This is a genomic window from Gemella sp. 27098_8_155 (assembly GCF_041433725.1).
Taxonomy (GTDB): domain Bacteria; phylum Bacillota; class Bacilli; order Staphylococcales; family Gemellaceae; genus Gemella; species Gemella haemolysans_D.
Genome location: NZ_JAPWCA010000001.1, coordinates 138,230 through 157,987 on the forward strand (window position 1 = coordinate 138,230; position 19,758 = coordinate 157,987).

Annotated in this window: 24 protein-coding genes; 3 read left to right on the top strand and 21 right to left on the bottom strand. The window is 28.2% G+C overall.

What is annotated here, in order from left to right; translation table 11 throughout:
- The first annotated feature begins 37 nt into the window (after positions 1-37).
- The 3 genes from rpmB to O5Y44_RS00635 all read left to right on the top strand — a co-directional run bounded on the left by rpmB (position 38) and on the right by O5Y44_RS00635 (position 2,055).
- The gene (rpmB, locus tag O5Y44_RS00625; protein WP_003144993.1) at positions 38-226 is read left to right on the top strand and encodes a 50S ribosomal protein L28; all 189 of its coding nucleotides are present in this window, start codon (positions 38-40) and stop codon (positions 224-226) included.
- A gap of 476 nt (positions 227-702) precedes the next feature.
- The gene (xerS, locus tag O5Y44_RS00630; protein WP_271965354.1) at positions 703-1,749 is read left to right on the top strand and encodes a tyrosine recombinase XerS; all 1,047 of its coding nucleotides are present in this window, start codon (positions 703-705) and stop codon (positions 1,747-1,749) included.
- A gap of 63 nt (positions 1,750-1,812) precedes the next feature.
- A complete protein-coding gene (locus O5Y44_RS00635; RefSeq protein WP_048802648.1) occupies positions 1,813-2,055 on the top strand; it encodes a CBU_0592 family membrane protein in 243 nt (80 codons plus the stop codon).
- Positions 2,056-2,075: 20 nt separating this feature from the next.
- Here the strand turns inward: O5Y44_RS00635 and O5Y44_RS00640 are convergent, their stop codons facing one another.
- The 21 genes from O5Y44_RS00640 to O5Y44_RS00740 all read right to left on the bottom strand — a co-directional run bounded on the left by O5Y44_RS00640 (position 2,076) and on the right by O5Y44_RS00740 (position 19,753).
- Positions 2,076-2,624 (bottom strand): GrpB family protein, encoded by a 549-nt coding sequence (locus O5Y44_RS00640; protein WP_271965353.1) that lies wholly within the window; start codon positions 2,622-2,624, stop codon positions 2,076-2,078.
- A 56-nt stretch (positions 2,625-2,680) separates the two neighbouring features.
- A complete protein-coding gene (gene pgsA, locus O5Y44_RS00645) occupies positions 2,681-3,250 on the bottom strand; it encodes a CDP-diacylglycerol--glycerol-3-phosphate 3-phosphatidyltransferase (RefSeq protein WP_271965352.1) in 570 nt (189 codons plus the stop codon).
- 116 nt (positions 3,251-3,366) lie between these two features.
- On the bottom strand, positions 3,367-4,134 hold the full coding sequence (locus O5Y44_RS00650; protein ID WP_271965351.1) for a hypothetical protein: 768 nt from the start codon (positions 4,132-4,134) through the stop codon (positions 3,367-3,369).
- A 63-nt stretch (positions 4,135-4,197) separates the two neighbouring features.
- Positions 4,198-6,318 carry a DNA translocase FtsK gene (locus O5Y44_RS00655; protein WP_371465226.1) on the bottom strand — a complete coding sequence of 707 codons (2,121 nt, stop codon included), beginning with the start codon at positions 6,316-6,318 and terminating at the stop codon, positions 4,198-4,200.
- Between the two features lie 202 nt (positions 6,319-6,520).
- Positions 6,521-6,733, bottom strand: a complete 213-nt coding sequence (locus O5Y44_RS00660) for a ferredoxin (protein ID WP_271965349.1) — start codon at positions 6,731-6,733, stop codon at positions 6,521-6,523.
- Positions 6,723-7,307 carry an XTP/dITP diphosphatase gene (locus O5Y44_RS00665; RefSeq protein WP_271965348.1) on the bottom strand — a complete coding sequence of 195 codons (585 nt, stop codon included), beginning with the start codon at positions 7,305-7,307 and terminating at the stop codon, positions 6,723-6,725. Before O5Y44_RS00665 ends, O5Y44_RS00660 begins: the two co-directional genes overlap by 11 nt.
- A gap of 9 nt (positions 7,308-7,316) precedes the next feature.
- Entirely contained in the window at positions 7,317-8,111 is a 795-nt protein-coding gene (gene racE / locus O5Y44_RS00670; protein WP_271965347.1) for a glutamate racemase, read from the bottom strand.
- A 13-nt stretch (positions 8,112-8,124) separates the two neighbouring features.
- On the bottom strand, positions 8,125-8,856 hold the full coding sequence (gene recO, locus O5Y44_RS00675; RefSeq protein ID WP_271965345.1) for a DNA repair protein RecO: 732 nt from the start codon (positions 8,854-8,856) through the stop codon (positions 8,125-8,127).
- Positions 8,840-9,748: a GTPase Era gene (gene era / locus O5Y44_RS00680; RefSeq protein ID WP_271965344.1), complete on the bottom strand. Its 909-nt coding sequence runs from the start codon at positions 9,746-9,748 to the stop codon at positions 8,840-8,842. The genes recO and era overlap by 17 nt, the downstream gene beginning before the upstream one ends.
- A gap of 2 nt (positions 9,749-9,750) precedes the next feature.
- The gene (ybeY, locus tag O5Y44_RS00685; protein WP_371465156.1) at positions 9,751-10,224 is read right to left on the bottom strand and encodes an rRNA maturation RNase YbeY; all 474 of its coding nucleotides are present in this window, start codon (positions 10,222-10,224) and stop codon (positions 9,751-9,753) included.
- Between the two features lie 190 nt (positions 10,225-10,414).
- A complete protein-coding gene (trmL, locus tag O5Y44_RS00690) occupies positions 10,415-10,891 on the bottom strand; it encodes a tRNA (uridine(34)/cytosine(34)/5-carboxymethylaminomethyluridine(34)-2'-O)-methyltransferase TrmL (RefSeq protein WP_271965385.1) in 477 nt (158 codons plus the stop codon).
- A 3-nt stretch (positions 10,892-10,894) separates the two neighbouring features.
- The gene (ffh, locus tag O5Y44_RS00695) at positions 10,895-12,247 is read right to left on the bottom strand and encodes a signal recognition particle protein (protein WP_271965342.1); all 1,353 of its coding nucleotides are present in this window, start codon (positions 12,245-12,247) and stop codon (positions 10,895-10,897) included.
- 11 nt (positions 12,248-12,258) lie between these two features.
- Positions 12,259-12,582, bottom strand: a complete 324-nt coding sequence (gene ylxM, locus O5Y44_RS00700; RefSeq protein WP_003146027.1) for a YlxM family DNA-binding protein — start codon at positions 12,580-12,582, stop codon at positions 12,259-12,261.
- Between the two features lie 163 nt (positions 12,583-12,745).
- Positions 12,746-15,109 carry a replication restart helicase PriA gene (gene priA, locus O5Y44_RS00705; protein WP_371465159.1) on the bottom strand — a complete coding sequence of 788 codons (2,364 nt, stop codon included), beginning with the start codon at positions 15,107-15,109 and terminating at the stop codon, positions 12,746-12,748.
- Between the two features lie 32 nt (positions 15,110-15,141).
- Positions 15,142-16,320 (bottom strand): bifunctional phosphopantothenoylcysteine decarboxylase/phosphopantothenate--cysteine ligase CoaBC, encoded by a 1,179-nt coding sequence (gene coaBC / locus O5Y44_RS00710; RefSeq protein ID WP_271965384.1) that lies wholly within the window; start codon positions 16,318-16,320, stop codon positions 15,142-15,144.
- A 32-nt stretch (positions 16,321-16,352) separates the two neighbouring features.
- The gene (locus tag O5Y44_RS00715) at positions 16,353-16,676 is read right to left on the bottom strand and encodes a DivIVA domain-containing protein (RefSeq protein WP_271965340.1); all 324 of its coding nucleotides are present in this window, start codon (positions 16,674-16,676) and stop codon (positions 16,353-16,355) included.
- Between the two features lie 12 nt (positions 16,677-16,688).
- Positions 16,689-17,438, bottom strand: a complete 750-nt coding sequence (locus tag O5Y44_RS00720) for an RsmE family RNA methyltransferase (RefSeq protein WP_271965339.1) — start codon at positions 17,436-17,438, stop codon at positions 16,689-16,691.
- A gap of 167 nt (positions 17,439-17,605) precedes the next feature.
- A complete protein-coding gene (gene mltG / locus O5Y44_RS00725) occupies positions 17,606-18,736 on the bottom strand; it encodes an endolytic transglycosylase MltG (RefSeq protein WP_271965338.1) in 1,131 nt (376 codons plus the stop codon).
- 3 nt (positions 18,737-18,739) lie between these two features.
- A complete protein-coding gene (locus tag O5Y44_RS00730) occupies positions 18,740-19,045 on the bottom strand; it encodes a DUF1292 domain-containing protein (RefSeq protein ID WP_003146018.1) in 306 nt (101 codons plus the stop codon).
- Positions 19,046-19,069: 24 nt separating this feature from the next.
- Positions 19,070-19,498: a Holliday junction resolvase RuvX gene (gene ruvX / locus O5Y44_RS00735; RefSeq protein ID WP_271965337.1), complete on the bottom strand. Its 429-nt coding sequence runs from the start codon at positions 19,496-19,498 to the stop codon at positions 19,070-19,072.
- Positions 19,499-19,753: an IreB family regulatory phosphoprotein gene (locus tag O5Y44_RS00740; RefSeq protein ID WP_003146016.1), complete on the bottom strand. Its 255-nt coding sequence runs from the start codon at positions 19,751-19,753 to the stop codon at positions 19,499-19,501.
- Between the last annotated feature and the right edge of the window lie 5 nt (positions 19,754-19,758).

Sequence of the window (19,758 nt, forward strand, 5' to 3'; positions counted from 1 at the left end):
GTTATGAATAAACTATTTCCAAAAGGAGGATTAATTCATGGCAAAAGTTTGTTACGTTACTGGACGTAAAGCACGTTCAGGAAATACTCGTTCACACGCAATGAACGCAAATAAAAGAAAATTCAAAGCTAATCTACAAAAAGTAACAATTTTAGTAGACGGACAACCTAAAAAAGTTTGGGTTTCTGCTAGAGCTTTAAAATCTGGAAAAGTTGAGCGTGTATAATTAAGCGATAAACTTTAAGCTATCTAAGGAAACTTAGGTAGCTTTTTACATTATATTAATAAATATATATAGAAATCAAACAAGATATATGCTAAATTAGCTATAAATGTCAAATTAAGCATTTAAATCAATTTTAAGAGGTTTTATATCATTTTGGAGTAATTGTATTAAAAAATATTTTAGAAAGCTTATATGACGTTTAAATAGGTCGTTTTTTCTAGAATTTCAAATTTGAAAGTGAAACTCATATATTATTAATTATAGTTACTCATTAAATTGAAAAAATTAATTTAAAACAAAATAGATCAAATAAATAATCATTTATCAGAAATTAAAAATGAAATATTTTATTCTTTATCGAGATAAGGGGATTGAAGTATATTGAAAGAAATTAATAAATATGATATAATATATTTGTTCGTATAATACATATTATATGTATAATTAATAAACTTTAGGAGAATGTAGTAATACCAATGAATCAACGTGATTATTATAAACAAAAAATAAATAAAATACTTCCTGAATTCCCAGATTATATAGAAGACTTCATCGACACATATTACGATAATTTGTCACCACTTACATTACATAGATATTTAGAAACCTATAAGAACTTTCTAAATTGGACTATTAGAGAAACAATTTCAGATGCAGAAAATATAAAAGAAGTTAAACTATCTACTTTAGAAAATATATCAAAAAAAGAAATGGAAAGTTATTTTAAATCTCTTTCTCGTGAACAAGTTAACGGAAAATATCGTAGTCAAACGACTGTTAACAATTATAAGGCTGCTATGAGGTCTTTATATAAGTTCCTTACTGTTACAAGCGAAAATGAACAAGGACGAGCTTATTTTGAGCGAAATGTAATGCTTAAGATACCTATTAATCGTGTGAAAGAGACTCTATCATCAAGATCAAAGAAAATTTCTGAAAAGATTTTTTTAGACTCTCAGGACGAAGAATTCTTGCAGTATGTTGAATTTGAGTATGAAAAAACTTTATCAAAACATGGAAAAACGTTCTTTTTACGTGATAAAGCACGAGATCTTGCGATATTAACGCTATTTTTAAAAAGTGGTATTCGTGTTAATGAACTTGCTAATTTAAAAGTTAAAGATATAGATTTTCTAAATAGTGAGATAAACGTCATTAGAAAAGGTAATAAAGTAGACACAGTTATAATAACTAAATCCGCATTAGACAGACTTAATGAGTATATAACTTCCCTACCTTTTAAACTTAATAGAGAAGACTTTGTTTTCATTAGTAAAAACAAAACTGGATTATCAATAAGAGCTATCCAAAAACTAGTTATGAAATATACAGATGCCTTTAATGTTCCAATGTCACCACATAAACTAAGACATAGTTACGGTACTAAATTAGCATTAAAAACAAACGGTAATATACCAATCATTATGACTCAAATGGGACACTCTAACAGTGATACTTCAATGCTATACATTAACGAATCTAAAAAAATAATTAAACAATCTATTGATAAATTAGATGATTAGTATTGCAATGTATCTCCAATTAAGTTAAAATATAAAAGTTATTAAATATTATGGAGGTATAAAATGGGGATTATTGTACAAGTTTTAGGATCACTCTTGATTCTTATCGGCTTTGTATTTAGTCAATTAGGAAAACTTAAAACTACATCACTTAGTTATTTATTACTAAATGCTATCGGAGCATTAATTCTTGGAATTGATGCCTTTATTGGTAAACAATGGGGATTTGTTTTACTAGAAGGTGTTTGGTCAATAGTTGCTATTCACGGATTATATAATTATTTCAATAAAAAAGAAGTAAAATAGAGAATACAGTTTACATAAAGTTATTTATGTAAACTGTATTCTCTTATAATATTATCTATAAATTCTGTTTTACCTTCAGTATATCTTTCTCTATCAAATTTATATTCTTTTTCTAGTTTTAACTTTAAAGCCTCATATTTTTTTGCAACTTCTGGATATTCTAATAATATATTTTTGAATTCTACTTCAGTAATATCGCCTTTTTTTCTTATATGAAGATGAAATACTCTATCTAGAAAACCTTTCTCGCCATATCCTTTAACTAAAAAAGCTCTATCGTCTTCATTCCAACGTAATTCCCATTCTTTAGAAAGAATTTTAACTATATTACCAAAATTTCTGTCATCAATAGTTTCTATAAGTATATCAATTATATTTTTTGATTTCATATTTGGTATTGCAGAACTTCCAATATGATAAATATTTACTGGTATATCTTTAAGTAATTTTGATAATTTTACTTCCATTTCTGTATACCATTCTATCCATTTATTATTATGAGATACTAGAATAATAGGATATTTTTTCTTAAAACACTCATCTTTCAAAATATTATCCAATATAATCACACCTTTCTAATTTTCCATTAAAAAAAATGTTAGGATAGGAAATCCTATCACTAACATTATTTAAATACATGTAAAGAATTTTTGAAATATTCCAATCCTGATAAAATAGTTAATATTACAGAAATCCATAATAGGATATAATCTAGTTCAAAACCAATACTGTTAAATATCGGATTTCCTAATAAAATTAGAATAATAGCTAATAATTGGCTAATGGTTTTTAGTTTACCTAAAATTCCTGCGGGTATTACTTCCCCTTTTTCTACAGCCAGAAGTCTAAGTCCCGTAACCGCAAATTCTCTAGCAATTACAACTACTACCATCCAACTATGCATTAATCCTAATTCAACCATTACAATAAAGGCACTTCCAACTAGAAGTTTATCGGCTAATGGATCTAAGAATTTACCCATATTAGTCACTAAATTATATTTTCTAGCAAGATATCCATCGATAAAATCTGTGAATGATGCAAACATAAAAATCAATGCTGCTATGAAAATATTAAGGGTTATATTTCGACCACCTAGGATAGAAATACTACCTCCCATATTATATAATAAAAATACTATAAATATAGGTATTAATATTGTTCTAAATAATGTTATTTTATTTGGTAGATTCATTATTATTACTTACCCTTCTTGCATAAATTTAAATTCATTATAATTATAACATATTCTGTAATATGCTACAATAACAAAAACAGGATAATGTTGTATATTATCCTGTTTTTAAAAATTTATTCACTTGTTCCTGTTGTTTCACTAACTGCTGGTGTAGTTGGTGTTACTGGTGCAGGTGGTGTAACAGTAGCACTTGAATCAGAGTTTCTAGAAGGGGCTGTTGGACTATTTTGCACTCTTGGAGGAGTATAAGTAGTCGTTCCTCGTGATCTTTGAGGAGTTGGTACTTCAACTACCTGAGTATGTTGAGCCTGTTCAGTAGTTGTATTACTATTATTCGTTGTTGTAGCTGTTTGTGTTACTTCAGTAGTTGCAAGATTTGTTTTAATTAGTTGAGAAATATCATTGTAGTCCTCATCTTTTTCAAAAATTGTTTCTTTTTCTTTATCTACTAAAGTTTGTAGTTCTGTAAGCTCTTTTTTAACATTAGTAATTTTTTCAGTATTAGTTTTATCTTCATTAGTAACTATTAGAGAACTAATTTTATCTTTTAAACTATTTTTAATTTTTTCTCTCATCTCTTTGACTTGAGAATTAAATTGTTCGTTAAGTTTATCTTTATTCTCTTTACTTATTTCATCTTTATAAGTTAACAGATTTTTTAGTATATCAATTTTCTTACTTAATTCATTTTCTTTATTAAAGTTACTAGAACTTTCTTTTATTATTTTTTCGAATTTAGAATCTTCTTTCTTAGTTTCTGTAACTTTTGGTTTAACATTATTTAAAGCTTTATGTTTTTGATAAGCATAAGCAGATAGTCCGATAACCGCTAAAAGTACGATTATCAATAATCCAACTAGTACTTTATTATTTTTTCTCAATTTAATTTACCTCTCTTAATAATATCATTTATAGTTTACATAAAATTATTTATGTAAACTATTTTATTCATAATCTTCTGCAAATTCCTTCTCTAAAAATACTTTTCTAGGTTTACTCCCATCAACTGGACCAATATAACCGTCTTCTTCAAGCATATCTATTATTCTAGCTGCTCTATTGTATCCAATTTTAAATCTACGTTGTAAAAGTGAAGCTGAAGCTTTTTGTGTTTTTGCTATAAATAGTAATACTTCTTTATACAGTGGATCTACGTCATCTGCTGATGAACTACCACTACCTTGTGAAGTTACTTCACTTGGTGTCATATTTGGATCATATTGGGCCTCTGACTGGCTCTTAACATAATCTACTACTTTTTCTACTTCCTCATCTGAAAGAAAGGCTCCTTGGATACGTACAGGTTTACTTGAATCAGCTGATAAGTAAAGCATGTCACCTTTACCAAGTAAGGTTTCAGCTCCAGACTTATCTAGAATTGTTCTTGAATCAATACTTGAACTTACTGCAAATGCTATTCTTGAAGGTATATTTGTTTTAATTACACCTGTTATAACATCTACAGACGGTCTTTGAGTAGCTATAATCATATGAATTCCTGCAGCACGTGCTTTCTGAGCTATTCGTGCAATCGATTCTTCTACTTCTTTAGATGACACCATCATCAAGTCAGCCAATTCATCAATAATAACTACTATATAAGGTAGTTCTTTATAATCTGGATCTTTTGCTGCTATTTTATTATAGCCTTCCATATTTCTAACTCGCGCTCTAGCAAATTCTCGATATCTATTTTCCATTTCTAAAACTACTTTATGAAGTACATCAGCAGCTTTTATTGGATCAGTTACAACTGATGTTAATAGATGCGGAATTCCATCATATATTGATAATTCTACCATTTTAGGGTCTATCATTATTAATTTTACTTTATCTGGTTTATTTTTTAGTAATATACTTGTAATTATCGTGTTAACACATACTGATTTACCACTACCTGTTGAACCTGCAATTAATAAGTGCGGTGTTTTATCGATTCTTGTAAAAATTGATTCACCAGATACATCTTTCCCCAAGGCAACTGATAGAGGAGAATTATCCTCATCATTTACAAATACTTCCTTCATTGTTACTAATTCATTTACTGTATTTGGAATTTCAATACCAATTAATGACTTACCAGGAATTGGTGCTTCAATACGTACATCTTTAGCTGCAAGATTCAGCGCAATATCATTGCTTAAATTTACAATTTTACTAACCTTTGTTCCCGGAGTTGGTAAAATTTGAAATTGTGTAATAGAAGGACCTACTATTGCTTTAACTATTTTCACCTCAATACCAAAGTTATTAAATGTACTTTGTAATATTTTAGATTTTTCAACTACATCACCCTTAGTTATTGTTTGTTTTTTAACTGGACTATTAAGTAATGTAATAGGAGGTAGTTGATAATTATCATATGATTCTTCAGATACTGCTTCATTTAAAGATTCCTCAACAACATCAACACTTTTAACTTCTTTTGACTTAGCTTGTTTTCTTGTAACTCTTTGTACAAGTTCTTCCTCAGGTTCTTCTTTAAATTCTCTAATATCTACTACTAAATCTTTGTCTTTGATATTATTATATCTTTGTTCATTAGAATTTTCTTTTTTTGTATCTACATAATTATAATCGTCTATTATTTCTTCATCAATTTCAAGATACTCGTCATGTTCTTCATCTACATACTCATTTTTGTCAAAAGCATCCACAATTTGATGCTTTAATCTTAAAACAAGAGTTCTATGATTTATATTAAAATATAAGAATATAGATGTAATAATTGCTGATATAACTACTAATAAAGATCCATAGTATGATAATAAGTATATTAAAAATTTAACTGGATAGTAAGATATCAGTCCACCGCCATAAGTTAATACTTTACCATTATATATCTCCGTAAAACTAATATAAGTACTTTCTGCATTGCCTACTAGTATTAACTGGAATAAGAAATCTATCAACACTAAAAGCGTTACTACAATAGCGGGTGTTTTGATTTTCTTATTCATTATATAATAAATTGGTGTAGCTACTATAATTATATATAATATATAGCTAAAGCTACCAAATAGATATTTAAATAATGAATCGAAAAATCTACCTACAAATCCCATCTGAAGAACAGATAAAATTATAATAAGAACAGAAATTACAAAATACAATCCTCTGTATGTTTCTTTAGTTAAAACTGGAATTATATTTTTCTTAGGATTTTTCTTTGTAGCACCTTTTTTACCTTTGGAGTTAGTGGATTTTTTTGTTCCATTTGTTTTTTTGGATTTTTTTGTTTTTTTATTGCTCAATCTTCTCTCCTTTCTAGTCCTCTTCTACATAAACCGCCTCAGTAGGGCAGTTTACTTGTGCTTCAAGAACCAAACTTCTATATTTATCTGGAACTACTTCCGTCATATTATTTTCATCTATAATACAATATGCAATTCCATCTTCGTCATAATCATATATGTCAGGACAGATAGCATTACAATTTCCACAAGCAATACAATCTTCACGAATAATTCTAGTTTTCATCACTTTCTTCTTTCAAATATTGAGAAAATTTCTCTAATGATTGTTTTCTATGACTAATACTATTTTTTTGTTCAGCACTTAACTCTGCAAAAGTTTTATCTAAAGATGGAACATAGAAGATTGGATCATATCCAAAACCATTTGTACCGCGTTTTTCAAAAATAATTTCGCCATGACACTCACCTCTAAAAGTTAATTCTGTTCCATCAGGTTTTACAAGAGCTATGACTGAAACAAATTTAGCTTTTGATTTTTGTCCATTTAACTCTAAAAGAACTTTTTCTATATTTTTTTCATCAGTTTGTTCTTTAGAATATCTTGCAGAATAAACACCGGGTCTCCCATCAAGTAGTTCAACACTTAATCCACTGTCATCAGAAATAGCTGTTTTACCAGAGTATTTACATATTGTTCGAGCTTTAATTAATGCATTCTCTTCAAATGTAGTACCATCTTCTACTATTTCTTCTGTGTAGTTAATATCCTTAAGAGTTAAGATACTATAATCTTCTAATATACTTTTAATTTCTTCTACTTTGTGAGCATTATTAGATGCTAAAATTAATTCTTTCATTACTTTCTCCTATAAATCTACTACTTCTGCAATGATTTCTTTATTCAACCATTTCGAAGCTATATTATTAAAGTTATCACTATCTTCTGATATGAAAAATCTATGCTCTTTCTTATTAGATTTCTTCTGATGTAACTTTGTATACCCTAATACAGAGCTAACTTCTCGAGCAGCTTCTCTCCCTGAAGAAATAACCTTAATATTATTACCATAATATTCTTCAATATCTTTTTTTAAAATTGGATAATGCGTGCAACCTAAAACAACTGTATCTACTCCTAAATTACGTGTGTTCTCCAAAGTTTCATTTATAATCGTCTTTGTTGCATCTTTATCAACGTTACCTTCTGATTCAATAAAAGGTACAAAAGCAGGACAAGCTTTATCAACGACTTGAATATCAGAATTAATATTCTCAATTTCAATATCATAAACTTTTGATTTTGCAGTGAATTTAGTACCTAAAACAAGAACCTTATTATTCTCAGTAGCCTGGATTGCACGTCTTGCTCCAGGTTGTACTACTCCTATTATCGGTATGTCATATTTATCTTGAAGATAATTAAGTGCTGCTGCCGTTGCTGTATTACATGCTAATACAACCATTTTTACACCTTTATCAATTAAATATTTCACCGCTCTATCCGTATATTTAATTATCTCTTCCCTAGTTTTATCTCCGTACGGGCAATTTTTCACATCACCGAAATAATAAATAGTTTCATTAGGAAGTTGTCTCATTATTTCTCGAGCAACCGTTAATCCACCCACTCCACTATCGAATACTCCTATTGCATTATTCATACATAGCCTCTTTCTATTTAGAACCTAATACTTCTTCAAGTTCTAGTATTTTTTTATATGATTTCGTTTCAACTCCAATAAATTCTTTAAACAACATATTAAAAAATGAAAAGAGTCTAATTAAATCTTTATTTTCAATTTCTAAACTTTCCAAAAAATCGATATTTTTAATTGATAGATAGTATGTAAGTTTTACAAGGTGATCATTCAATCCATAGACACTGTAGTCCGTATTAAACTTATCAATAAAACTATTCTTCTGAAAACTATATCCTACATAATTATAATCAGTTTTTTGATATTTAAACATAAAACCTTGCTCTTTTAATATTTTCGCTAAAAAATAGCTTACAACTAGCTTTTCAGAAACATTACTTTCAATAGTATTTAAACAAAGTTTTAAAAGTTTATAAATATTAAAGGAGTTATCATTAAGCAAATATGTATATTCCAACATATTTGAAACATAACTATTTTTAATAACATCATAAACTATATTGGTATATGTATTTTCAATTTCCAAATTTGTAATTTTGTTCATACCATTTGTAGGAAAATAATTAATACTCACTTCGTATGGTGTACTAACCTTAATTTTCTTTTTACTTTTATGAACATTCTCATAAAAAAAACTCTCTATATATCCTTGTTCAGTTAAAACCTGTAAAATTTCATGATAATCTTTATAACGGATTTTTTTAATTATAATCCCCGTTATGAAATTTCTATTAGTCAAAGATATCATCCCTATAGCCTAAATCTCTAATTTGATTTGGTTTTGATCTCCAGTTATCAATAACTTTTACCCATAATTCTAGGAATATTTTTTCGCCAAGAAGAACTTCAATATCTTTTCTTGCTCTAGAACCAATTTCTTTTATCATTTTACCTTGTTTACCGATAATCATACCCTTTTGAGATTTTCTCTCAACAACGATAGTTGCAATGATATTTTTCTTTTTACCAGGTTGTTTTTCAATTCGATCAATAACAACAGCAATAGAATGTGGAATTTCTTGTTCTGTTAATTGTAAAACTTTTTCTCGAATAAATTCAGAAATTACAAAATACTCAGGTGAGTCTGTAATTACATCATCGGGATACATTTTAAAACTAGGTTGCAAGTATTTTTTTGTTGTATTTAGTAGATTATCTACATTTATTGATTTAAGAGCAGAAATTGGAACTATTTCCACAAAATCATATAAATCTTTATAAAATTCTATGATTTGAATTAATTGCTCCGGTGAAATTAAATCTATTTTGTTAATTAATAAAAATGTTGGTACCTTTAATTCTTTAACTATATTTATTAAGTGTTGATCTCCAGTCCCAAACTTTTCACTTGCATTTATAATTAAATAAACTATTTCTGACTCTTGAATCGCACTACTTGCAAGTTTCATCATATAATCTCCAAGTCTATGCTTTGGCTTGTGGATTCCAGGAGTATCAATGAAAACGATTTGTGAATCATTATCAGTATATACACCATTAATAATATTTCTCGTTGTTTGTGGTTTATCTGACATAATTGCAATTTTTTGTTGTAATATATTATTTAATAACGTAGATTTACCAGCATTAGGACGACCGATAATAGTGACAAATCCAGTTTTAATTTGTTCCTCAAACATGCTTATCTCCTTAAACCAAATTTTTCTAAAATTTCATCTTGTTTTCCAAACATTTCTTTTTCATCTTCTTCAGTCATGTGATCATAACCAAGTAGATGTAAAAATCCATGCACTGCCAAGAAACCAATCTCTCTATCGAAACTGTGTTCATATTCTTTTGCTTGTTCATGAGCAATATCTATACAGATAATAACATCACCAATAGAATTAATTTCATCTTCAAGTCCAATAATGTCAATCTCGTCCTCTACTTCATCATTTAATGCAAAAGAAATAACATCAGTAGGAACATCTTTTCCTCTATAATCACGATTAATTTCTTGAATTTCTTCTTTACCTACAAAAGATAATGACATCTCAGTAATCTCAGTATCAATATTTTCATACTCTGCAGCACATTCTAACAATTTTAATAACATATCTTTGGTGCTATCTTCTACTAAGTTATTATCATCTATAATATCAACAAATGTCATGTTGTTCTCCTTTTATATTATTAATACGGAGGGAGTAAATTAAAATCAAGATTTTAAAGAATTCGATTTTGTCGATTACTCCCATAATATTTATTAGTTATCTAAAAAACTTTTATAAAAAATTTAGATATAAATAAACCTCTGTTCTTATTAGTTCTCTTTAATTTAGGACTTTTATGTTACAATCATATTACTGTAATTTATTAAAATTCTGTTGTCTCAGAGCTTCATAAATAATTAATGCAGCAGTATTTGATAAATTTAATGAACGAACATTTTCACTCATAGGTATACGTAATGCTTGCTCACTATATTTTTCTCGGAACTCTTTAGGCAATCCTTTAGTTTCTCTTCCAAAGATAAAATATATATCTTCATTTTCTTCATTAGAGAAATCAAAATCACAATAATTCTTTGAACCAAATTTAGTAATAAGATAATAATGTTTATCATTAGTCGCTTCAAGAAACTCATCAAAGCTATCCCAAACAACTAAATCTAAATGTTCCCAATAATCTAAACCAGCACGTTTAACATGCTTATCATCAATAGAAAAACCTAAAGGTCTAATTAAATGCAATCTTGTATTGGTACCAACACATGTACGTGCGATATTACCTGTATTAGCTGGTATCTCTGGTTGAAATAAAACTATATTATTCATAATTTATTAAAATGGAAGTTTGCCACCAAACATTCTTCCTAGACCCTTTCTCTTAGATTTGTCATTCATAAGTCCACCAAACTGTTTCATCATTTTTCTCATTTCTTCAAATTGTTTAATTAACTTATGCACCTCATTAATTGGTCTACCACTACCTTGTGCAATTCGTTTTCTTCGTGGTACATTAATTATATCAGGATTTTGTCTTTCTTCAATAGTCATAGATTTGATGATAGCTTCAATATAAACAAATTGCTTTTCATCAACAGCATCTAAATTCATATTTTTAAGTTTACCCATTCCAGGAATCATACCTAGTATGTCTTTTAAACTACCAAGTTTTTTCACTTGTTCAAGTTGTGTCAAAAAGTCCTCGAAGGTAAAACTTTGATTAAGGATTTTTTCCTGCATTTTTTTAGCTTCATCTTCATCAATAGAAGCTTGAGCTTTTTCTATTAAAGTAAGCACGTCACCCATACCTAAAATACGAGAAGCCATACGTTCTGGATGGAATATCTCTAGGTCATTCATCTTCTCACCCATACCAACTAACTTAATTGGCTTACCAGTGATTGATTTAATAGATAATGCCGCACCACCACGTGTATCACCATCAAGTTTTGTTAGAACCAGTCCAGTAATATCTAATTGTTCATCAAATGAACTCGCAATATTAACAGCTTCTTGTCCAATCATTGCATCAATAACAAGTAGGATTTCATCTGGCGTTGTTGTCGCTTTAATATCTTTTAATTCATCCATTAGTAATTCATCGATGTGAAGACGCCCAGCAGTATCGATAATTACATAGTTAAAGTAATTTTCTTTAGCAAATGCTAATCCTTCTTTAACTATATCTACAGGATCTTTATCAACATAGAAAACTTCTATATCAAGTTGTTTCCCTAAAGTTTTTAATTGTTGAACCGCTGCTGGTCTGTAGACGTCAGCGGCAATAAGAAGCGGTTTTTTCTTCATAGTCTTCTTAACTTTAAGTGCTAACTTCCCTGCTGTAGTTGTTTTCCCAGCCCCTTGAAGACCAACCATCATTACTGTTGTAATTTTACCACCTTGATTTAATTCAACGTTAGAACCACCAAGTAATTCTACAAGTTCTTCATTTACTATTTTAACAATTTGTTGAGCAGGAGTTAATGATTTCATAACTTCAGTTCCAACTGCTCTTTCACTAATTTTCTTAACAAATTCTTTTACTACTTTAAAGTTAACATCGGCTTCTAGTAATGCCAACCTAACTTCTCTCATCATTTCTTTAACATCAGCTTCAGAAACTTTTCCTTTTCCTGTAAGCTTCGCTATTGTATTTTGTAATCTTTCCGATAGATTTTCAAATGCCATAAAAGATTCTCCTAGTTTTCTAATTTTATCAATTCATCAACATATGTTAGTACTTCTGTATCATTCGTTGATTTTTTTATTTCATTTAGTAAAAACAATCTTTGATTGTTTAATTTAATTAAATTTAACTTCTCTTCAAACTGTTCTAATTCTAACACTGTTCTTTTAATATTATTTGAAACAGCTTGTTTTGAAATATTGTAATTTTCCGATATCTCTGTTAATGATAAATCATTAAAATAATAATCATTTAAATATTGTTTTTGTTTATCACTAAGTAATTCAGAGTAAAAATCATAGAGTTGTGAAATTTTTATAACTTGTTCTATTTCCACAATCTTCCTCCAGTCATAAAATATAAATCTACATCCTTATATTATACGATAAAATCGCTATTTTTTCAAATTTTTATCATATTTCTAACCAAATAAAATCAACTTGTAAAGCAATTTCTACAAGCTGATTAATTGAATCTATTGAATTAATTTTTATATAAAATCACATAAAATCTAAAGCTGAATTATCTATAGTTATAGTTATCTTCTCTTTTGAAAAACTTTCTGCAAAATAATCATTTATATACTTCAAAAGTGGATGTAATTTACTATAGTCCTCATCATTATACCTTATTGCCAAATTATACTTGAACTCATTATTAATTTTATAGAATAAGCTTTTATTCGGACCAAGAATAGATGTACCACTAAGCTTTTTAATTATAAAGTTATAAATCATCTTTGCAACCTGTTCTGTTTTCACCTCATCATAACCTTTTATCGTGATAAATGAAATCTTACAGAACGGCGGATAATCAATAAGTTTACGTCGATTTAATTCGTACTTATAAAATCTTTCGTAGCTGTGATTAATTGCATAATCCAATATATTACTCGCTATATTCGTTTGAAAGATTACTTCGCCTTCTTTTTCACTTCTTCCAGCTCTTCCTGCTGTTTGAACTAATAATTGAAATAGCTTCTCATTCGCTTTAAAGCTAGGTATAGCTATCATACTATCAATAGATAGTACTCCAACTAAAGTAATATTAGGAAAATCCAAACCTTTTGATATCATCTGTGTTCCTAGTAGTATATCAGACTTATGATTTTTAAAATCAGTTAAGAGTTTTTCATATGCACCTTTTCGACTAGTCGTATCGGAATCCATCCTTGTAATTCTAACACCTGGAATGCTCTTGATTAAAAATTCTTCTACCTTTTGAATTCCATAGTTACCTGAAACCAACTCCGGATGTTCACAACATTTTTTTATATTGGAAATTTTTTTATGATATCCACAAAAATGACAACGTAATGAATTGTCGTGTTTATGATAATTTAAACTTATATCACAGTTCTCGCATTTATATAAATGACCACAGGTAAAACAACGAATAAAGTTAGTATATCCTCTTTTATTCATTAACAATAATACCTGTTCTTTTTTGTCAATTTTTTCCTTAATCTTAATAAGCAATTCATCAGCTATAACTTTTTCTTTATCTTCTGTATGAACAATATTAATTTTTGGTAAATTATTGTTAAATCTATGCGTTAGAGTCAAAAGGTTACTTGAATTATTCTTTTCGAAATTATAATATAAATCAACCGATGGTGTTGCACTAGCATACACTACTGTACATTTGTTATACACACCACGTTTTTTTGCTATATCTTTAGCATCATATCTTGGAGATTCAGTTTGCTTATAACTATTTTCATGTTCTTCATCTATAATTATAATACCAAGATTTTCAAAAGGTGCAAAAATAGCCGATCTAGTCCCGAGACAGATTTTAACCTTACCATCTTTAATTTTTTTCCATTCATTATATTTCTCTTTAGTATTTAATCTAGAATGTATTACTGCAATATTCTCATTAAAAATTTTCTTGAATTTTCTCTCTATTTGCGGTGTTAAAATTATTTCTGGAACAAGAACAATAGCATCTTTTCCATTTTTTAATGTTTCTTCTACTAATTTAATATATATTTCAGTCTTTCCAGAGCCTGTAACACCATGAAGGAGATATTCATTAAATTTTTCGGTGTTATAATTTTTTACAATTTTATCAAAGATTTCTTTCTGATATTTACTCAATTTTGTTTCATTTTGTAAAATAGTCGTGTCAATTTCAGGAATTACCTCTTCTTCAATGATAAAAATAACATTTTGCTCTAATAACTTCTTCGTTACTGAAGGGCCGATATTTAATATTTCTTTAACATCTGATTTCTTAATCTTCTTATTGTTACTAAGATAATCTACAATTATCTGTTGTTTCTTTGTTAATTTAACATTACTTATATCACCTAGAATATAAAATTCTTCCATAATGTTATTATTTATTTCTTTAACTTTACTTATAAGTTTGATTGCTTTTAGCGAGATTAAATATCCAATTTGTTCGATTGAAAAAATTTTTTCAAACTTTTTCTTTTCAACTAGGTTGTTCTTATCAAAATACTTAGCATAATCATATAGTAAAGTTTTATTCGCGTCTATCAACTCATAATACTCGATATATTTATTTTTTAATATTGTCGGAATTAGAGTCTCTATAGCCTGAATTCTAGTACAAAAAAGTTCATCTGCCATAACTTTTGATAAAAGAAGCATTTCTTTAGTTAAAATTGGAAAGTCATCTTTTAATTTTTTTATACTTTTAAAGTTATTTTTATCATATTCCCCGTTATATTTTTTACTAACACTAACAACATATCCTTGAACTACACGAGTACCAAAAGGTACTTCTACTCTATAACCTATAAGATTACGTTCCTTAAATTTTTCAGGAATCAAATAGTAAAAACTTTGATCGACACTATGATTATTTACATCGACAATTACTTCAGCATACATAATCTCACCTCACCTTCTTTAAATCTTTAAGCTTACTTAGTAATAGTATCTACAATTTCTTTAGCTATATTTGTCTTACTAGATTTATCGATTTTTGTAATATTATTAAATTTATCAATAATACACACCTCATTATTATCACTTCCAAAACCGATATCTTTTTGAGATATGTCGTTTGCCACAATATAATCTAAATTCTTCTTAACTATTTTTTCTCTTGCATAGGCAAGAAGATCGTTAGTTTCAGCTGCAAATCCTACAACAATCTGTTCTTCTGTTTTATTTTCACCAACATATTTTAATATATCTTGAGTTCTCTCAAACTCCATTGTAAGATTTCCATCTTGTTTTTTTACTTTTTTATCAAAGACAAGGACAGGAGTATAATCAGATACTGCAGCTGCCTTAACTATATAATCGCAGTCTTTAAAATTATTTTTTACCGCTTCAAACATATCCTTTGTACTTACAACATCTAATACCTTTATACCATTTAAAATAGTATCATTCTTCACACTAGACACTAAAATTACTTCAGCTCCTCTTTTCTTGAATTCATTAGCTATAGCAATTCCCATTTTCCCAGTAGATGGATTCGTTAAACATCTAAATGGATCTATGAATTCTTTAGTCGGACCAGCAGTTACTAGAACTTTTTTTCCTTTTAAATCCAATTGCAACTCAAAAAAAATAGCTTTTTCAATTTTCTCTACTGTTGGAAATTTCCCTTTCCCAACATCGCCACAAGCCAACAATCCACTATCAGGTTCAACAAAATTAAAACCTAGTTTCAAAAGCTTACTTATATTTTCTTTAATAATAGGATTGTTATACATAACTGTATTCATTGCAGGAACGATATATACTTTTGTTACATCCTGAACAGCTAACATAAGAGAAGTTGCTAAGTCATCAGCAATTCCACACGAAAATTTTGAAATTATATTTGCTGTAGCTGGTGCTACAATTATTTTATCTGCCCATTTAGTTAAATCAATATGTTGGATTTCATTTTCATTTAATTCATCGAAAGTATTAGTATACACTCTATTTTTAGTTAATGTTTGAAATGGTAGTTCAGTCACAAAGTTCTTTGCATTTTCTGTAAGAATAATCTTAACATCGTAACCTTTCTTCACTAGAGAACTAGATAAATCAATCGATTTATATGCTGCAATTCCGCCAGAAACTATCAGTAAAATATTCATGATATTCTCCTTATTTAATCTTTTATAATAATATATTAATATAAATCCTGCTCTGTATGATTAGGCCCAAAAACTGCTGTTTCAAGTTTAGATAATCTTTTCAATATATCTAAATTAGTAACCTGGACTGGTTTATCCTCTCGACTAGCGTTTTTTATAGCTTCAATTTTAATTTTAAGATTTTGATTTTCAATTTCTAATTCTTTTAAACGAGTAAGTAGTTTATCAAGTTTCATATAGTCTTCAATTATTAAGTCCAAATAATCATTAACATCTTCTTCACTATAACCCTTTACTCTCGTTTTTTTAAATTCTTTCTCGTATATTTCTTTTGCTGTTAAATTTAATTCAATACTCATAGTTAAACTCCTTTACTTAAATTCACTAAAATAACTAACACAACTTACAAAGTACAGAGGGGCTGTCTCAGCTCTTAGTATCCTTTTTCCTAGGCCAATTACATCAAAATTACCATCTATTAAATTATCGATTTCTTGTTCTGATAGCCCACCTTCACTACCGAAAACTGCAATAACATCTTTATTGTTTAAATCAGAATTCAATAATCTCTTAAGATTAATATTATCTTCATTTATAGATTCTTTTTCATAAGCAACAACTTTATAATTGTAATTTTCACTAAATGAAACTAATTCTTTCAAACTATCGACATACGTTATATCAGGTATAATATTACGTTTTGATTGTTCAGCCGCTTCTTTTATAATCTTATTCCATCTATTTAATTTAGAATCCACTTTATCTTTCTTAATTTTCGCTATATTACGTTCAGAGTTAAATAAAACAATATTACTAACTCCTAGTTCAGTAAGTTTCTGAATTAAATACTCTATTTTATCATTTTTCAAAGGTGGAATAGCCACTGTTATTTTTGTTGGAAGTTCATTACTACCATCTACCTGTTTATATGGTGTTATTAGTACTTTATCTACATTATTATCTATAATATTACAAATGTACTTAACTTCATTATTAAAAACAACATATACCTTATCATTAATTTTTTTTCTCATAATTCTGACAATATGATTACTGTCATCTTTTGATAATTCATATGTTGATTCAACATTCAATTCTTCATTTAAAAAATACTGCTGCATAATTTCTCCTAAAATTTTATCTTATATCTAATTTTACCTTAATCTTGTTTTTTATTCAATAGTAGCTAATTACAAACATAAAAAGAGAACAGCCTAATCAATCAATATTTAAAGTGATTAATTAGACTATTCTCTAATATGTTAAATTAAAAATATTATTTACTTTCCTAGCTTCCTGATGGAATATAGCCTTCAATATGTTCTTTAGCTAATTTTTCATGTTCTGGATATGTTTTTGAGAAATATGCTTTTCCATCTTTTGTTGCATGTAAGAAATAAACATAATCTGTATTTTCCGCATTGTTTAACGCCTCAAATGATTCTGAACCAATTGAAGAAATTGGACCAGGTGGTAAACCGATATTAGTATAAGTATTATAAGGAGAGTTTAATGATAACTCTGCTTGCGTCGGTGCCCCTGTAAGTTTATCTGCAGCATAGTTTGCTGATGGATCAGTTTGTAATCTCATACCTTGTGCAAGTCTATTCAAGAATACACTAGCAATTAATCTGTTCTCATCTGATTTTGTAGACTCCTTCTCCAAGATACTAGCAAGCGTCATATATTGATGAATAGAAACTTGTTTATTTTGTCCACCAATGTTCCATGATTTATTATTCTTTTTGTAAAACGGTACTATTTTTTCATTAGATAATTTAACCATCTTAGTAATTAAACTCTCAACTGTTTCATCATCTTTTAACTCATAAATAGCTGGATATAAGTATCCTTCTAAAGCATATTTAATATCTTTACCGTAAATCTCATCTGTGATTAACTCAGGGAACTGAGCTTGTAATTTTTTAATGAATTCACCATCATTAACTTTAGCTAAAAATTCTTTAGGATCTAACTTTGTCTTTTCTAGATTCTTAGAAATTTTTAAAATACTGTCTCCTTCGATTAAAGCAAACGTTTTTCCTGTTTTACCTTTATTCTTAGCTCCTAATTCTTGTATAATTTGAGATAAGCTCATGCTTTGTTTTAATTTAAAGCTACCAACATAGAATGTTGTGCTCGGTGTTAATCTAGAGTAAATTTTAAATACCTCTTCGTTCTTGATTAAACCTTTAGCTTTTAATTCTTGAGCTATTCTAGCACTTCCATAATTCTCTTTTACTTCTACTGTAATGTCCTTGTTATTACTTTTATCGACTGGTGTTGTCATGTAATAAAATATTGATAGAACGGCTATACCTATAACAACAAATACTGTCAGTATTATAGGAATGATAGATTTTCTTTTTCTATTCTTCTTTCTAAGTTCTTTACTTCTTCTTATCTTATCTTCTCTCATTACTTACTCACTTTCGTCGTAATAAAAAGTATCTAAAACTTCAGAAATCATATCATATTCTTCATCTGTTTCTACTGGTTCAAAACGTACTGCATCTTCTCCATCTTCTATACATACCATTGGGAAAATACTAATTTCCTCTTCATCAATCGTTTCTTCCTCAGCGAAGATATAGTAAAGATTACCGTTTGTAGGGTTAGTAAATTCTAAAATTTTACGGTATTCTTTTTCTTCACCTTCTAAAGTACTAAGTGTATACACCTCTTCAGTATTATCAATACTAATGTTTTTTAAATCTTTTTCTTGCATTTTATTTTCCTCCTGAAATTTATATTAATTTAATTTATCTAAATATGTCTGTAATATTAATACTGCAGCCATTTTATCAATAACATCTTTTCTTTTCTTCCTTGAAACATTTGCTTCAAGAAGCACTCTTTCAGCACCCATAGTAGTTAAACGCTCATCTTGTAGAATTATTTCAACATTCTTAATTTTCTTTTTCAAAACTTCCACAAAATATAATGTCGCTTCACCTCTAAAACCTACAGAATTATCCATATTTTTAGGAAGGCCAACAACAATTTTTCCTACATTATGCTCTTGGACTAACTCTTTAATCCTTTTAATTTTAAAATCTTTTATCTGCTCGTTGATATTAATAGTCTCAATACCTTGTGCAGTTAAGCCTAACAAATCACTAACGGCAACACCTATAGTTTTTGATCCGTAATCAAGGCCCATTATTCTCTTATCTAACATCTACGACTCCTGTATAAAAAAGTATAATAAGTACTCTAGTATATCATCCATATCTATTAATCTTATTTGCTCCCTTGCATGATTATCTCTAGGAATGTACACTGGATCAGCAGTTTTAATATATCCCATTAATTGATTAATAGGATCATATCCACGCTGTTTTATTGTTTCAACAACATTTTTTAATATGTTGTGAATATCATTTTTATCATAAAAATTGCTATCAAATAATCTTGTTTCATCGAAATTTGTCATAATCT

Coding starts and splice junctions, on each gene's coding strand:
- O5Y44_RS00730 (WP_003146018.1), bottom strand. CDS start 19,045: ATGCAAGAAAAAGATTTAAAAAACATTAGTATTGATAATACTGAAGAG.
- ybeY (WP_371465156.1), bottom strand. CDS start 10,224: ATGACATTTGTTGATATTATAGATGATAATAACTTAGTAGAAGATAGC.
- O5Y44_RS00715 (WP_271965340.1), bottom strand. CDS start 16,676: ATGAGTATTGAATTAAATTTAACAGCAAAAGAAATATACGAGAAAGAA.
- O5Y44_RS00665 (WP_271965348.1), bottom strand. CDS start 7,307: ATGAAAGAATTAATTTTAGCATCTAATAATGCTCACAAAGTAGAAGAA.
- era (WP_271965344.1), bottom strand. CDS start 9,748: ATGTTTGAGGAACAAATTAAAACTGGATTTGTCACTATTATCGGTCGT.
- ruvX (WP_271965337.1), bottom strand. CDS start 19,498: ATGTTAGATAAGAGAATAATGGGCCTTGATTACGGATCAAAAACTATA.
- xerS (WP_271965354.1), top strand. CDS start 703: ATGAATCAACGTGATTATTATAAACAAAAAATAAATAAAATACTTCCT.
- O5Y44_RS00655 (WP_371465226.1), bottom strand. CDS start 6,318: ATGGGATTTGTAGGTAGATTTTTCGATTCATTATTTAAATATCTATTT.
- O5Y44_RS00660 (WP_271965349.1), bottom strand. CDS start 6,733: ATGAAAACTAGAATTATTCGTGAAGATTGTATTGCTTGTGGAAATTGT.
- mltG (WP_271965338.1), bottom strand. CDS start 18,736: ATGAGAGAAGATAAGATAAGAAGAAGTAAAGAACTTAGAAAGAAGAAT.
- O5Y44_RS00740 (WP_003146016.1), bottom strand. CDS start 19,753: ATGACAAATTTCGATGAAACAAGATTATTTGATAGCAATTTTTATGAT.
- pgsA (WP_271965352.1), bottom strand. CDS start 3,250: ATGAATCTACCAAATAAAATAACATTATTTAGAACAATATTAATACCT.
- rpmB (WP_003144993.1), top strand. CDS start 38: ATGGCAAAAGTTTGTTACGTTACTGGACGTAAAGCACGTTCAGGAAAT.
- racE (WP_271965347.1), bottom strand. CDS start 8,111: ATGAATAATGCAATAGGAGTATTCGATAGTGGAGTGGGTGGATTAACG.
- recO (WP_271965345.1), bottom strand. CDS start 8,856: ATGATATCTTTGACTAATAGAAATTTCATAACGGGGATTATAATTAAA.
- ffh (WP_271965342.1), bottom strand. CDS start 12,247: ATGGCATTTGAAAATCTATCGGAAAGATTACAAAATACAATAGCGAAG.
- O5Y44_RS00720 (WP_271965339.1), bottom strand. CDS start 17,438: ATGCAGCAGTATTTTTTAAATGAAGAATTGAATGTTGAATCAACATAT.
- O5Y44_RS00635 (WP_048802648.1), top strand. CDS start 1,813: ATGGGGATTATTGTACAAGTTTTAGGATCACTCTTGATTCTTATCGGC.
- priA (WP_371465159.1), bottom strand. CDS start 15,109: ATGTATGCTGAAGTAATTGTCGATGTAAATAATCATAGTGTCGATCAA.